This window comes from uncultured Tenacibaculum sp. (assembly GCF_947495995.1).
GTDB lineage: Bacteria > Bacteroidota > Bacteroidia > Flavobacteriales > Flavobacteriaceae > Polaribacter.
This window is the reverse complement of sequence record NZ_CANMAX010000002.1, coordinates 415,370-430,307: the sequence shown is the minus strand read 5'-3', so window position 1 is coordinate 430,307 and position 14,938 is coordinate 415,370. Positions and strand designations below refer to the sequence as shown.

Below are 14,938 nucleotides of genomic sequence, written 5' to 3'. Positions count from 1 at the left end.
GCTAAACATGTGATATTACTTGACTATAAAACACACAGAGCCTTCTTAACAGAAGGCCCCCATTAGGTTTTCATCCAGCACTAGGAACGTTTCCCCCGAAACATCGTATTAGTGTATAAGCTGATTAAACCTAAAGCAAATATAGCATTATTTTTTATTTAATCTAAATTGAGCTTTTTACTCTTTAGTAGTTGAGTTAATGACAGACTTCCAGTCTATTAACTCCTTAATTAAAAACATACTTGTTATTACCATTAGGAATAAAACTAAAATTTCTGATACGTTAGTAAAATCATAAATCACTGCTGTAATGAAATGATAAATATTAAAAAGTCCCAGAATTATAGCCCAAATTAATGAAGTCCATTTAAACCATTGCTTCGAAATTTGTACTGTTAATACAGCAAAAACAAAGGCAATTCCTTCTAAAAGTATTCTCCATTGATGTGCCCATCCTGGTGTTTCACCATTTGCTCCTTCTAACAATAAAGATTCTTTAAAATATACATCTGCAATTCCATAAACATGATGAATAATAAATCCTATTACTAAGAATATCCATAACATTATAATTTTTGTTCTCATAGGTATAAAGTTTTTGTCTTTTGATTTTTCTGATTGTTGTTCTAATTTATATTGTTCTTCTAACTCTTTTTTAGCCTTTTTATAATCGATTGGGTGCTTCGTAAAAACACTTTGTGATTTTACTTTTTCTGATATTCTTGAATACATCAATAAACTTATGCTACCAATACAAAGCCATAAGAAATCGATAATGAAAAAGTCTTTTTGATTGTTAATAAATGAATTCAATATCCATTGACCTGATACAATTCCATTGGCAATAGGGATTAATAAACCAAAAATTCCACCAAGTAATAAGCTAATTTTATTTACTTTATAGTTGTCTTTCTTTAGTTTTAAATATAGAATTGCAACAAACCAAAGTATAAAATAGTATGCATAAATTGCAGTTTGCAAGTTTGCAAAGTTTTGTCCGAATATTTTGATAAATAAGAAAGAAAGTGCAGTTACAGGAAGCATTGATAAACATATAGCAAGATATGTATGCCCGACTTTTGCTGTATACAATCGCTGTTGAATTGTCATACTCTTTTTATTTCGAGCTTCTACCCAAATTAACACTCCAGAAATAATTACAAAACAAGTAATTAGCGCAAGAATAAAGTATATGGTTTTAATTAAAAGGCCTCCAAAACTTCCAAAATGTAATCTTCCCAAAGTAAGCTGAACATCTTCAACGTAGTTTAACTTTTCAGGATTTTTAGCAATTTCTATTGCTCCAGTTTCTTGATTATAAATCGTTCTTCCAATTCCAACAAACCTATCTTTATCATGTAATTCTCCTTGAAGAACATATCGCATATTACTTCCTTCATAATTTCTTATAAAAGCTGAAGTAAAATGAAAATCTTCCCAAATTGCATCAGATTTTTGAATAAACTCATTGAAACTTGGCAATTCCGAAGCAGTTTTTCCTTCCCATATATAGGTTTTTCGCTCAGGACGAATATCTTCTAATAATTTAGTTTGATCTCCATTATACAGAAAGTTAGCAGGTATTAAAACAAGTATAGACAAGCAAAAATAAGCTCCTGTTACCGCAAAAATAAATTGAAAAGGTAATCCAATTACACCTAAAGCTGTATGCGCATCTGTCCAAACTCTTTTTAAAGCAATTTTAGGATTGAAACTATAGAAATTAGATACTATTTTTTTCCAGTGAACTATTACTCCAGTAACAATTGCAAACAAAAAGAATAACGCTACAAATCCAGCTAAATAAATTCCAATTGTTGGGATTTGATGAAAGAAATGTAGTCGATATAAAAACTCTCCTACTCCATAATATTCATGATATTCTTTTCGCTTTTCAGTATGAATATCAATAGAAAAATATTGACTTTCTGCTGCTTTTTTATTTGAAATAGTATCTTGACTTGGACTTACTGATACATAAATTTTGTCTTTATGTTTACCTAAATTGATTTGTAAATCTCTTCCTTTAAGATCATAATCCTCATCTATGGTAGCAAATAGTTTATCGTAATCAATATTTTTTCTTTCGGTATGTGTAATACTTTTCCCTTCTTCCCAAACTTCAATTTCATCTTTAAATAAAGCAAATGCACCAGCAAAGAAAATAATGTATAGCGCAACACTTATTACAATTCCACTTACGGTGTGTGTATGAAAAAACACATTATAAATTCTCTTATTCATTATATAAAAGGATTTTCTTTATTGACAGACGTGTATACTACAAAAAGGATAACTATAATAACCACATAAATTAAAAGCGCTTTGAATCCGTTTTTAAATAAAAAAGGAATAATTAATAAAGCTCCCCAAACGATAAACATGGTAAATATTGAAGTGATTAGAATTTCTTTGTGAAAAGGAAAAACTAAAGCTATAATCATATGGAAAAGTGCAGATATACAATAACCTCCAAGAATTCCGGCTATAAGTTTTGAAGCTTTATGCCATGGTGATACTGTTAAATACTTTCTATTAGCTGGCATAGTTTAAAATAAATTCAGAGATGATTGATATAAAAATGAATAGAACAACAATTTTAGTTTTCACTATGTGTAAAGGATAAATACAAACTAGTAAACTGATGGAAATAGCATAGATAAAAAGACCTATCAAAATACCTGAAGTAAATCCAAGAATTAACGTAAAACTAAGAATGCTAATAAAAACTATCATCCATCCTAATTGATTCTTAAATTTAAATGCGTTGTTTAAACGTACGTCCAAAGCAGAATTTTCTGATAAATTAACTTTAGTAGAAGTACTGTAACTTAAAAAACTACCTAATAGAATAAGAGAGAATAAAATACTTATCATGATTTTTAATTAAGTACAAAACTCTAAACCATAAAAGTTTAGAGTTTTGCTATCTTAGTTATAGTTCAAATTACTTAAGATTAAAATTTATAGGTTAATGCTCCAAAATACGCTCTTGGTTGCTGTGGAGTAAGTGTACTCCATCCTTTATAATAAACTTCGTTAGTTAGGTTATTTACATTAAAACTTACTCTAAACTTCGCATGATCGTAATACAAACCGGTATTAAATATTGCGTATGCTGGTAATATAAATTCACCTACATTTGGATAGCCTTCCATAGTATTATAATCACTAGATCCGTTAAAACCAGCAGTAATTCCTAAGTTTTTAATTTTCCCTTCTTGAAATCTATAATCAGCCCAAAAGTTATATGTAAATTCTGCTCCTGCTTCACCAAATCTTTGACCAATTAATAAAGGATTAGAAGCTGATTCTACGATTTCAGAATCATTATAAGCAAATCCTCCTCTAAGGTTTAAACCATCAACAGGATATGCGTTAAAATCTAATTCAATCCCCTGACTTTTTACTTTTCCATCTTGTTGTTGTGTAGCTCCAAAACCAATAATTTTATTATCTACAGTGATATTGTAGTAACTCACTGTAGTTTCTAATTTATTGTTAAATAAGTTTGCTTTCACACCTCCTTCAAACTGATCTGCATTTTCTAAGTCGAAAGAACGTAATACTAATGGAGATGTTAAATCTCCTGGAATAGAATTAGCAAGAACCGGATTTACATAATTGAATCCGTTTTGATAATTAGCGAATACTGAAACCTTATTTAGAATTGGTTGATAAACCACACCTACTTTTGGTGAAAATGTAGACTTTGTATAAGCTGTAGCATCATCTGTATCAGTATTTTTATCACCTTTATAATCAAATCTATCATATCTTACTCCAGCCATAACAGAAAGTTCAGGTAAAATGTTGATTACATCAGAAACATAAGCACTAAAAACATTTTGATTTGCATTTGTATTAGCATTAGCAGCTCCAATTAAAGCTAAATCTAGATTATTTCTATTCGTTGGCAATCCTTGAATTAACTGTCCTTGTGGTGTAATTACATTAAGTAATCTAAAGTCAGAACTACGATCTATATTCTGAGTTTCTAAATAATCTACTCCAACTAATACTCTATTACGAATAGTACCTAATTTAAAATCTCCTGTAAAATTCTGTTGGATATCAAACGAATTTGTTTCAGCATCACTTCTTTGACCTACAGTTGCTAAAAATGGATTTGGTTGAGTTGGATCTAAAGGATTTGCAAAAATATTGTTTATGAATGTATAATATCCTTTAGACTCTGCACTACTTCCAGAAATAATAGTTTGTGAAGACCAATTATCTGTAATTTTATAAGCAACTTCTCCTCTAAAATTTTGAGTAGGGTTACTTATTTGTAAACTATTGTCAGTAAAAGATAAATTAGGGTCATAATTTAAGCTTTCTAAATTATTAAAAGCTAAAGGTCCTAATCTATTTAAAAACAAGAAAACAGGGTTAGTTTGCTTGTTTCCAGACACTTCGTAATTAAGATTTATAGTTAATCTATCATTTACTTGATAAGAAATTGCTGGTGCCATAAATACAGATTCTCTTAAACCTGCATCTTGAAAACTATCTTCTGATTGAAAACCAGCGTTAAATCGAATAGAGAACTTTTCACTACTATCTGTAGTATTTAAATCTAGAGCTAACTTTTTAAATCCGAAAGATCCACCACCAACAGATATTGTTCCACCAGTACCTTTGTATGGTTTTTTAGTCACGATGTTTATTAAACCTCCGTAAGAAGTAACTGTACTTCCAAATAAAGTAGCGGATGGGCCTTTGATAACTTCAACACGTTCAACATTAAACGGATTTATAAAACCATTTGTAATACCTGGCATTCCATTTACTAATTGTGGTTGTGTAGCAAAACCACGGATAGAATAATATCCAGCTCCATCTCCCGGCCTACCAGTAGATTGCCATAATTTATCTACACCAACGGCATTTTTTAAAGCATCTTCAAAATTATTAACGTTTTGAGAAACTAATAATTCATCTGTAATAGTACTGTAAACCTGAGAATTTTCTATGTTTTTAAGAGGTAGTTTGGCTACATAAGCAGTTTTCTTTCTAGAAAATTTATTCTTTTGATTAGTAATCGTAACTTCTTTTAATAGTTCGTTCCCTTCATACAGAACTACAGTAGTGTTTTTTGCTAAATCAGCAACCTTAATTGTCTTTGTTTTAAAACCTAAATAAGAAAATACAAGAACATCATTTTTAGCTGCTTCAAATGAAAATTTCCCGTCTATATCAGTTTCAAATTGTTTTACTGTTTCCTTTATTACAATGCTAACCCCCGGTAATGTAACATTGTTGTTATCTACTACTTTTCCACTTACCTGCGCCTGTATTACTAGACTATGTAAACAAAGTAGAGAAAAAAGTATAATTTTTTTCATTTATTTTTATTTAGACTGATTAAATATTAAATTTGCAGCAAATGTAATTTGTTCCCCGTATACCACAAAATAATTTAGAATAATTTTAAATAATATTTTTTAGTGTATTATTTAGCCGACTAAACTATTTACAAATAGAATATAATTAATGACGCATATGGGATAAAAAATGACGAACTATGAAAACTATAAATATTGAAGTAGGTTTAAATAATGAACATGTACTAGATGATATTCTAGAGTTAAAATATAGTAGCGAACACTGTGGATTGACAACAAAATCTTTTAATATAAAAAAGGAGTTTGGTGATGGTGAAGTAACGTGTTGGAGCTTTGATGGACTTATGGTTCGTAGAAGAGAATTACGATTTCATAATGAAATGAAAATTAGTGGTTTTAATGAAATAGATTCTTTACTATTTAGCATTTTGGTTAAAGGAGAGAAAAAAATATATGTTTCAGATCCAAGAATTGAGCTCATACAAGAAGAAATGGAAAGTTGTATTTCGTTTATTAATAAATCAAATGGATATATATCTTTTCCTAAGGGTAAATTCATTAAAGAAATAATAATTAAAATCTCTGACGATTTTATTAAAAGACATCAGCTTGATATCTCCTTCCCTATTTATAAGAACTATTCCATTGAAAACTTAAAGGATAATTTTTCTAATCAATTAGATTATAAAACTGAACAAATTGTAAATGAAATTCTTAATGATAATAAAAAGGGACTTTTTAAACGTTTGTTTTTAGAAGCTAAAGTGCTTGAATTATTAATGTTACAATTTGAAAATGAAAAGAAAGGTATTAATACTTCTACTACACTAAAAAAAGTATACTTAGTTAAAGATCTGATATCTAACAATCTTGATATTCAATATTCAGTTTACGAACTTTCTAGAAAAGTATATTTAAATGAATTCTTATTAAAAAAAGAATTTAAAAACTGTTTTGGGATTACAATTTTTGAGTTTGCAATTCAAGAACGTATGAAAGAAGCTAGGAAATTACTCTCAAATTCAACAAAACCAATTTATGAAATAGCAGAGTTGGTAGGATATAAAAATCCTACCCATTTCTCTGCGGCTTTTAAAAAGCATGAAAAAATCACGCCTAAAAAGTTTCGAATGCAAGAACAATAATTATATTATTTTCTTTTTCAAAGCTAAATCTCTATAATATTTTGCTTTTTTTCCTCCGTCGATATGATTCCAACCTGGTGGCATAAAAATGTATTTTACTTTGTCTATTAAGGTTGGAGCATTTTTAACATCAATCCATAAATCTTTCCAAAGTAAAAACTGAACATGCCAAAAACTTTCACTATTTAATCCATCGTGCATAACTCCATACTCTATTTTTTCTTCTTTTATTTCTTTCTGAAAAGTTTTAAAAAAACGATCCCAAATACTAAATGTTTCTCCATAATTTCTATCTAAATACACATGATTTCTAGCATGGTGTACTCGATGAACAGATGGAGTTACAAATATTTTTTCTAACCATTTATGCTTCCAAACATATTTTTCATTAATATGAGTTAATGTTGCATAAAGTCTAGCAACAGGTTCTATAACGAAAATCATAAAAGGATGAAAACCAAGAATAGGCAGCCATATAAAATTAAAAGGAGTAAAAAATACATCGAAAATTGAGCCTCTTGCAACTACTGTTAAATTCATTTCTTCAGCTGTATGATGTACTCCATGAATACACCATAAAATTCTAACTTTATGACCTAAAAAATGTATGAAGAAAACTGTAAAATCGTATAATAAATACGCTAAAACCCAATTATACCATCTAAAACTTACATTGAATAATTTATGCTCGTAAAGCCAAAACATTGTTCCAACGATAAAAATTTTAGCTAATAAAAAATATGGTATACTTTGAATTATGTAGGAAAGAATACTAACTACTCCTTCCTTTTTCTTTTCTATATAATTAGTTAAAAAAAGTATTCCTAATTCTAATAACATAAGTATTAGAACAATTACACTCATATGAGCTAAATGTCCTGATAAAATCTCTATTGATGTTAAATTCATTTTATTGATTTGAAAAAGTCGTAATTAAAAAGTTTGAAATTTGCTCAAGAGCTGCTTTTGAAGGCGGAGTATTTCTTAATGCATTTAGGACTATAAAATCATGAATAGTTCCTCCATATCTTGTAGAAATTATTGGAACATTAGCTGCACGTAACTTCTTAGCATAAGCTTCTCCTTCATCACGTAGCACATCGTATTCAGCTGTTATTAATAATGTTTTTGGAAGTTCTTTTAACTCTTCTATAGTTGCTTTTAAAGGAGCTACAGTTGATAAATTGTGATTTTTTACATCTGGTGTGTAGACTTCAAAAAACCATTGCATTGTCTTTCTAGATAAATAATGTCCTTTTGAAAATTGATGATAAGATGCTGTATTTAAATTAGTATCTGTAACCGGATATAATAGTACTTGTCCACTTAATTTGAACTCTTTTCGTTTCTTTGCCATTAAAGCAACTACAGTAGCCATATTTCCGCCAGCACTATCTCCACCAACAATAATTTTTTTAGAATTTAAACCTAATTTTTCTCCAAATTTACTGATGTATAATGTTGCTAAATACGCTTCCTCATTTGCAACTGGATACTTTATTTTTGGCGTTCTAGAATATTCAACAAAAACAACAGCAATTTCAGCTTTATTAACTATATCAGACATTAAACGTTTATGAGTTTCGAAACTATTGTAAGCCCAACCACCACCATGAAAATACATTAGTACAGGTATTAATTTCTTACTGCCTTTTGGCTTTGTAATTACAACATTTACTTTCTGATTTTTAAACTCTAACGATTGTTTTTCAAAAGTTACTTTGCTATAGGAAATTGTGCTATCTATTTGCATATCTTCCATAGCTTTTCTGGCAATGTCAATAGGCAATTCATGAATTGGCGGACCATTATATGAATGGATTACTTCTAAAAATTGTTGTACCGTAGGATCTAATCCATTACTTCCTGCTAGTTTAGCTTGAGCAAGAATATTATATGGTAAAAAAACAATACAAAATAAAATTATGTATCTCATTACTTAAACAGTTTGTTGAATTAATGTTGCTTTCTTTTTTCTCTTGGGAATCACATATGTATTGTAGACATACAACAATAAAAATGTTCCTAAATTGACTCCTAAGATGATTGATAAAGTAATTGGTTCGTTGTAATGAGAAAAATTAGCAAATGGTAATAACCAATAAATTAAAACCCATTGAAAAATATAGAAAGGTGTTACATTTTTGCTGCAATAGAATAGTAATTTACTGATATAGTTTTCTTTAGGAAGTAATAATTCTATACGATAATACATCCAAAACAGCACTAATAAAATTCCCATTAATCCCATACTTCCGCCAGGACCTAAATGATAATAATCTCCAAAATGATATTCGTAATTATAATCGCAAAGTAATTTACCTATGATTAAGAAAACTACACCGAAATATAGCATCGGTTTGAATAAAGATTCATTGGCATTTTCAGGTTTGTCTTGATAGCTTAAACCAAAATATAAGCCTACTAAAATGAACGATAGCCAAGGAAATAAAGGAAAGTAAACATCAAAATTATTTCCCCATAGTAAATTCAGTATATAATCAACTCCAGGAACTCCTAAATGAAAACCACTTACAACTTTAGATAGCCACATGATTATTAAAGCTAGAATGATTAACACATATTTATTTTTTATTAAAAAATTAAAAGAAAGTCCGATTAAGAATAATGAAATTCCTACTAATTGAAACATATCCCCTTTTAAGAAATAATTCCACATTCTACTTGGAGCATTTAACGCTAAACCACTAGCTTCTACAAAGCTTTCTGGAAAACCTCCAAAAAGTAATAAAGGCACAATGAATCTTAAAAAATTTAAGACATAACCTAAAGCTATAATTAATAAAGCTTTTCTTAAAATTCCGTTTCTATTTGCATTTCTAGAAAAGGCAAAAGAAATTCCCATTACAATAAGAAATATAGGAGAACCTCTTTCTAGTAATTGTACAAAATTTCCAGTCACCGTGTTTTCCCAAGTTTCCATACTTGAAAAGAGCATCATGACATGTACAGGTATCATCATAAGAACACTGAAGCCTCTAACGAAATCAACTCCTCTTACTCTATTTTGTTTTTTCATTTAATCTGATTTAATTTTTAAAATCCCAAGTCAATTTTTTAGATAATGATTTTCTTCTTCTATTGCCTAATGCAATATTTTCTTTCAATTTTCCCATGAATAAAATTCCTAAAAATTGTTCTTCATCTTCTAAAGGAATTCTTTTTCCGTATTCCATAGTTGCAGATGAAGTATCCCAATAACAGCCAATTTCGGCTGCAGTACAACTTAACCACATGTTTTGAATAGCACATGAAATTGCTGCAATTTCCTCCCATTTTGGAAGTTGTGCTCTTTTACTAGGTTGAAAAATTATACCTAATAGCGTAGCATTTTTCGCATAGTAATTTGTAGATTCAAAACGTTCTGAAGAAAATTCTTCTTCTGTATATAATTCTCGGTAATATTTTGCCATAAACTCACCTAATTCTAATTTGTGATTTCCTTCTAAAACCACAAATCTCCATGGTTGAGTTAGTTTATGGGTTGGTGCCCACAATCCATTTGACACAATATTTTCAATAATTTCTTTAGATAATTGTTCTTCAGAAAAATCGTATGCATATGTTGATCTTCTATCTTTAATTAACTTAGTAATTGCTTCAAAAGTCATACTATATCGTTTCTAAAGATTGTTTTGATTTCGTTTCTTTTCTGAATTTAGCCAATGGATTTTCAAGAGTTCCTACAAGTTTTAAACTTTCGATAGGATCAGCTAAATTCAACATCTGTTTTGTATTACTTAATTGTAGTCTATTTAAACAACAACGATCAAATTCATCAACAAATAAGTCATAACGATCATATTTATCTATAAACTCTGGATGTTGTTCTTGGTATTCATAGATACAATCTGCAACCAATTGCCAAAAGTTATATTCAGAAAAACTAGCATGAGTATCTAATTGTTCTCCCATAAACCTGAAGAAACAATCGAAAACATCAGTAAAAATTGATAATACTTTCATTTTATCTGAAGTTTCTGTATACAATCTATCAACATGTTCAGGTAAATCCATTTCTTTATTGAAAACAATAACTTCTTCAGTAATATCTTTCATTAAAACATAAACAGGAGTGTCTTCTTCTAAAACTAGAATTAAGTTTTCACCATGAGGCATGAATACAAATTCATATTTGTAAAAACAATGTAGTAATGGAGATAAATATGCTTTTAAGTAACGTTGAATCCATGTTGTAGCTCCATATGGAGACTTATCAATTAATCTTGCTAAAAGAGAATTATCTTCAGAATCTAAGTGCAATAGCGCAGCCATTGTAAGCACTCTTTGATTAGAGCTAATTTTAGTAAACGGACTTTCTCTCCACAATGCAGATAACATTTTATTATGCGGATTTGTTTTTCCTAATACTTCGTAATAATGGTTTTGATAACCAATTGTAGCGACTTCACCAAGCATTGTGAATCCATTATTAGTTAAATATTCATCTTCAGCTAATAATTTGGTAATCCAAGTTGTAATTGGTGGCGTGCTTTGCATATAATAAGGCGACAAACCACGCATAAAGCCCATATTTAAAATAGATAAAGCTCCTTTGGTATATAACTTTTCAGGATTTGAAGTATTAAATAATGTTCTGATGGATTGTTGTGCTGAATAAAAATCATCACTTTCACCAACTAAAACAATGTTTTTCTTAGCAATATCAGCTGCAAAAACATGAGTGATTTTGTTTGTCCACTGCCAAGGATGAACTGGCATTAAAAGGTAATCTTCAGCATTTACATTTGCTTCTTCTAAGATTTGATAAAATTCATATACTTTTTCTTCACCTAACTCTCCATCTAATAGTTTCTTATATTCATATCCTTTTACTGCAGTATATACAGCATAATTTTTATGAACACCTAACCATAAAATTTTAAAAGGTTTGTTTGCTTCAGGAGCATATAAATGATAATCATTTGTATTAAAACCTATTCTTCCATTATTGGCAACAAAACAAGGATGACCTTCAGTCATATTAAGTTCAATCTCTTGAAAACCTTTAGTAGCTAATTCTAATGCTGAAAAATCTTCGTTTGCTAATTTATAAGCTGCTCCAAAAAGTGTACTTGTTATTTCTTCCAGATAGGTTGCTAAAAACTCATCTGGAATGCCTAAAGTTGATTTAAATTCAGTTATAAAATGAATTGCATCTAGCTCTATTTTAGTATTCTCTGTATCATATTTTATGATACTTTTTTTATTAATAGTCCAATGATCTAGAACCTTTCTTTTCGCTTCAAATTGATATGTAAACCGTTTACAATCTGAGGTGATTTCATATACTCCCCAATCATTATTATGCTTTATAAAAGTAGGAGTAAAAATAAGCTCGTGTGCAAATTCACTAATGGCTTTTTTTATTAAGTTACAATTTACAATACTCCATATATGAGGTTGTAAATGTGCTATATTTTGTGACATTTTATATCTTATTAATTGCTTTTTGAAATAATTCTCTTGTACAAAAAGCTAGTGAGGCTATTTTATGCGATAATTCTATATCTTTTTCATAAACAAAACCTGCTTTCTTATTCAAAACATGAATTTTTTCATTGTTTTTATCTGGTTCAACTACTACCCTTTCTACAAAAGGTAAGCTGAAGAAATATTCCATAATGGTAGCAAATACGTGCCATGTAAATTGAGGAATTCTTTTTTCTACTGGAGCCACAAGAATGTGCATACCGTAATCATTTGGTAAAGCATTATAATGTGCTGCGATTTCATCTTCTTGAGCTTTGTATCGTTCCATCAAAAAGACAGGAACATCATTCAATAAACCAATAAAAGTGTGATGATTAGCATTATCCTCTATTTCTTGATAAGCTTGTTTTACTTCTTCAATACTTTGACCTAACATTCCCCAATACTTTGCATAAGTTTGAGTTACCCAATAATGAAGAAAATTGATATCCTCTTCTAAATTGATAGGACGAATACTCATATTTCCAACACTAGGAATATCCTTAGAAAAAACTACAACATTAGTAGAAATCATAACTATACTGTTTGAGTTTTAAATTGTGCAATAGGGTTTTCTAAATCACCTGCAAATTGAAGTAATGCGACAGGATCATCTAAATCAATCATTTGTTTATGATTGTTTAATTGTAACCTGTTTAAACATGATAATTTAAAATCATCTGCAAACATGTCATATTTTTCGAATTTTTCTGAAAGTTGAGGGAAATGCACTTGGTATTCCGTTACATTTTCAGCTACTAATTCCCAGAAACGTTCTTCTGAATATTGTGCGTGTTCAAACAAAATTGGAGCTAAAAACCTAAAGAAACCATCAAACATATCTGTAAAAATTGAAAGTATTTTCACGTCTTCTGGTACAGGTGCATACATACGTTTTAAATGATCTGGCAAATCTACATCTGGACTTAAAATACAAGCTTCTTCAGTAATATCTTTTAGTAAAGCATATACAGGAATATTATTCTCTAAAACTAAAATGATATTTTCTCCATGAGGCATGAATACTAAATCATAATAATAGAAACAATGTAACATCGGACTTAAATATGCTTTTAAATATTTTCTAACCCAATCATCAATTGAAATTCCTGAATCTTTAATAATTTCAGGTAATAACGCATTTCCATGATGATCAATGTGGAGTAAAGCCGCCATAGTTATTGGCTTTTGATTTTTTGTTACAACTGAATACGGGCTTTCCCTCCACAATGATGCTAACATTTTATTATAATCGTTATGCGGCCCAAATTCTTCGAAATAAGGATTAACATAACTTACAGATCCGATTTCACTTAACATTCTGAATCCGTTCTCTTTAATATAATTATCGTTATATAATAAATTCTCCAACCAAACTGCCATCTTAGGAGCTGTTCCTAGGTAATATAATGGCAAACCTCTCATAAAGCCCATGTTTAAGATTGATAAGGCAGATTTGGTGTAGAATTTTTGGGGATTCGTTGTATTAAAAAGTGTTCTTATTGATTGCTGTGCCAAATATTGATCTGGACTATATCCTAGACATATTAAATCTCCTTTAGCAACTTCTGGTGCAAATATATTTGCCAACTTATTAAACCATTGCCATGGATGAATTGGAAGAAACAGATAACCTTCTGGTCGATGTCCTTTTTCTAGAATTGTATTATTGAATCGAACTATTGTTGCTGGATCTAATTCTTGTTGAATCAATTTTTCGTAAGGTAAACTCTCCAAAGCAGCATAAACAGCTTTACTTTTATGTCCGGCTAACCATAATAACGAAAAAGAATTTCCAGCTTCTGGAGCATAAGAACGATAATCTGTACTATCGAAACCAATCCTTCCATTGTTGGCAACAAAACCAGGATGACCTTCTGTCATGGATTGTTCTATAGTTTGAAAGTCTGCAGTTGCTAGTTCTTTTGCTGTAGGATTTCCTTTAGTTATTTTATAAGCACTTCCGTATAGAGTACTAATAATTTCTTCTAAGTAAACAGGCATTTTTTCATCTGCTATACCTAAGGCTTTTCTAAAGTCCTTAATGAAATGAATGGCATCTAATTCAGATTCTATATCATTATCCAACTTCTTAATTGAAAACTCATCAATTAAAAGATGATTCATAGCCATAGGTTTAGCATAAAATTCATATCGAATTTCCTTTTGATCTGCATAAACTTTATAATGGTTGAATCCTTTATCTATAGATGAAATGAGTTCAGGCTGTATTAATAACTCATGTGAAAATTCACATAACGCTTTTTTAACCAATAATCTATTGGCCTGTTGCCAAACCATTGGTTGTATATGTTGGGTTGATTGTTGTGGAGAAACCACATTATCTATAGTATTCATACTACTTCTTTTTGAAGGTAAAAGTGTTTTTATTTTTTGTTGATAGTTTTTCTTAGTTAAGAAAGCTAACTGTGCTGTTTTGTGAGGTAATTCTACAATGTTATATAATTGAAAACCAATACGTTGACATAATGCAAACATTTTCTTGTTACGAATATCTGGTTCTACTAAAATTCTGTATACAGAATTATTAGAAAAAACAAAGTCCATAATAGCTCTAAACATGAACCAAGTAAAGTTTGGTATCTTTTTTTCAGATGGCGGAGCTACAATAATATGTATTCCGCAATCATTATGGTTTGCTTTATAATATTCTCCTACAATATCTTGTCTTGGATCGTATCGTTCTAATACAAAAGCAGGTTCGTTATTATATTCTCCTACAAATACATCGTAATGTTCTGGAGTAGTTAATTTCTTATATTCTTTTTTTACATCTTTTAAAGTTGCATGCTGCATTCCCCAGAAAAAGGCATATTCTTTTGTAACCCAAGAATGTAAAAACTCACTATCGCTTTTTATATCAAAAGGTCTTATGTTTATTTGACCTATTGAATTATATGTTTTACTGAAAATTGATTTTTGTTGACTCAT

Annotated in this window: 12 protein-coding genes; 1 reads left to right on the top strand and 11 read right to left on the bottom strand. The window is 29.6% G+C overall.

The features are described 5' to 3' along the window. Nucleotides 1-177: 177 nt before the first annotated feature. From Q1A15_RS07070 to Q1A15_RS07055, 4 genes are all read right to left on the bottom strand, one after another. Nucleotides 178-2,244: a PepSY-associated TM helix domain-containing protein gene (locus tag Q1A15_RS07070; protein WP_299620976.1), complete on the bottom strand. Its 2,067-nt coding sequence runs from the start codon at nucleotides 2,242-2,244 to the stop codon at nucleotides 178-180. Continuing rightward, nucleotides 2,244-2,546 (bottom strand): hypothetical protein, encoded by a 303-nt coding sequence (locus Q1A15_RS07065; RefSeq protein WP_299620946.1) that lies wholly within the window; start codon nucleotides 2,544-2,546, stop codon nucleotides 2,244-2,246. The genes Q1A15_RS07070 and Q1A15_RS07065 overlap by 1 nt, the downstream gene beginning before the upstream one ends. After that, complete coding sequence (locus Q1A15_RS07060; RefSeq protein WP_299620943.1) at nucleotides 2,536-2,877, bottom strand: hypothetical protein; 342 nt, start codon at nucleotides 2,875-2,877, stop codon at nucleotides 2,536-2,538. The genes Q1A15_RS07065 and Q1A15_RS07060 overlap by 11 nt, the downstream gene beginning before the upstream one ends. An 80-nt stretch (nucleotides 2,878-2,957) precedes the next feature. Next, nucleotides 2,958-5,348 (bottom strand): TonB-dependent receptor, encoded by a 2,391-nt coding sequence (locus Q1A15_RS07055; protein WP_299620940.1) that lies wholly within the window; start codon nucleotides 5,346-5,348, stop codon nucleotides 2,958-2,960. Nucleotides 5,349-5,527: 179 nt separating this feature from the next. Here Q1A15_RS07055 and Q1A15_RS07050 point away from each other — a divergent pair, with 179 nt between their 5' ends. Beyond that, entirely contained in the window at nucleotides 5,528-6,493 is a 966-nt protein-coding gene (locus Q1A15_RS07050; protein WP_299620937.1) for an AraC family transcriptional regulator, read from the top strand. On the opposite strand, the gene Q1A15_RS07045 is transcribed toward Q1A15_RS07050, so the two are convergent. The 7 genes from Q1A15_RS07045 to Q1A15_RS07015 are packed head-to-tail and all read right to left on the bottom strand — an operon-like array spanning nucleotide 6,494 to nucleotide 14,938. Beyond that, a complete protein-coding gene (locus tag Q1A15_RS07045; RefSeq protein ID WP_299620934.1) occupies nucleotides 6,494-7,402 on the bottom strand; it encodes a sterol desaturase family protein in 909 nt (302 codons plus the stop codon). A gap of 1 nt (nucleotide 7,403) precedes the next feature. Beyond that, complete coding sequence (locus tag Q1A15_RS07040; protein WP_299620931.1) at nucleotides 7,404-8,429, bottom strand: alpha/beta hydrolase; 1,026 nt, start codon at nucleotides 8,427-8,429, stop codon at nucleotides 7,404-7,406. Between the two features lie 3 nt (nucleotides 8,430-8,432). Continuing rightward, entirely contained in the window at nucleotides 8,433-9,533 is a 1,101-nt protein-coding gene (locus Q1A15_RS07035; RefSeq protein WP_299620928.1) for a heparan-alpha-glucosaminide N-acetyltransferase domain-containing protein, read from the bottom strand. Between the two features lie 10 nt (nucleotides 9,534-9,543). Then, on the bottom strand, nucleotides 9,544-10,125 hold the full coding sequence (locus Q1A15_RS07030) for a nitroreductase family protein (RefSeq protein WP_299620925.1): 582 nt from the start codon (nucleotides 10,123-10,125) through the stop codon (nucleotides 9,544-9,546). A gap of 1 nt (nucleotide 10,126) precedes the next feature. Then, on the bottom strand, nucleotides 10,127-11,944 hold the full coding sequence (locus Q1A15_RS07025) for an IucA/IucC family siderophore biosynthesis protein (protein ID WP_299620922.1): 1,818 nt from the start codon (nucleotides 11,942-11,944) through the stop codon (nucleotides 10,127-10,129). A 1-nt stretch (nucleotide 11,945) separates the two neighbouring features. Next, entirely contained in the window at nucleotides 11,946-12,521 is a 576-nt protein-coding gene (locus Q1A15_RS07020) for a GNAT family N-acetyltransferase (RefSeq protein ID WP_299620919.1), read from the bottom strand. A gap of 2 nt (nucleotides 12,522-12,523) precedes the next feature. Further along, nucleotides 12,524-14,938 (bottom strand): GNAT family N-acetyltransferase, encoded by a 2,415-nt coding sequence (locus tag Q1A15_RS07015; RefSeq protein ID WP_299620916.1) that lies wholly within the window; start codon nucleotides 14,936-14,938, stop codon nucleotides 12,524-12,526.

Bases quoted from the DNA above. Each gene is read 5' to 3' on its own strand.
- Q1A15_RS07070 (WP_299620976.1), bottom strand. From the start codon at position 2,244: ATGAATAAGAGAATTTATAATGTGTTTTTTCATACACACACCGTAAGT.
- Q1A15_RS07065 (WP_299620946.1), bottom strand. From the start codon at position 2,546: ATGCCAGCTAATAGAAAGTATTTAACAGTATCACCATGGCATAAAGCT.
- Q1A15_RS07060 (WP_299620943.1), bottom strand. From the start codon at position 2,877: ATGATAAGTATTTTATTCTCTCTTATTCTATTAGGTAGTTTTTTAAGT.
- Q1A15_RS07055 (WP_299620940.1), bottom strand. From the start codon at position 5,348: ATGAAAAAAATTATACTTTTTTCTCTACTTTGTTTACATAGTCTAGTA.
- Q1A15_RS07050 (WP_299620937.1), top strand. From the start codon at position 5,528: ATGAAAACTATAAATATTGAAGTAGGTTTAAATAATGAACATGTACTA.
- Q1A15_RS07045 (WP_299620934.1), bottom strand. From the start codon at position 7,402: ATGAATTTAACATCAATAGAGATTTTATCAGGACATTTAGCTCATATG.
- Q1A15_RS07040 (WP_299620931.1), bottom strand. From the start codon at position 8,429: ATGAGATACATAATTTTATTTTGTATTGTTTTTTTACCATATAATATT.
- Q1A15_RS07035 (WP_299620928.1), bottom strand. From the start codon at position 9,533: ATGAAAAAACAAAATAGAGTAAGAGGAGTTGATTTCGTTAGAGGCTTC.
- Q1A15_RS07030 (WP_299620925.1), bottom strand. From the start codon at position 10,125: ATGACTTTTGAAGCAATTACTAAGTTAATTAAAGATAGAAGATCAACA.
- Q1A15_RS07025 (WP_299620922.1), bottom strand. From the start codon at position 11,944: ATGTCACAAAATATAGCACATTTACAACCTCATATATGGAGTATTGTA.
- Q1A15_RS07020 (WP_299620919.1), bottom strand. From the start codon at position 12,521: ATGATTTCTACTAATGTTGTAGTTTTTTCTAAGGATATTCCTAGTGTT.
- Q1A15_RS07015 (WP_299620916.1), bottom strand. From the start codon at position 14,938: ATGAGTCAACAAAAATCAATTTTCAGTAAAACATATAATTCAATAGGT.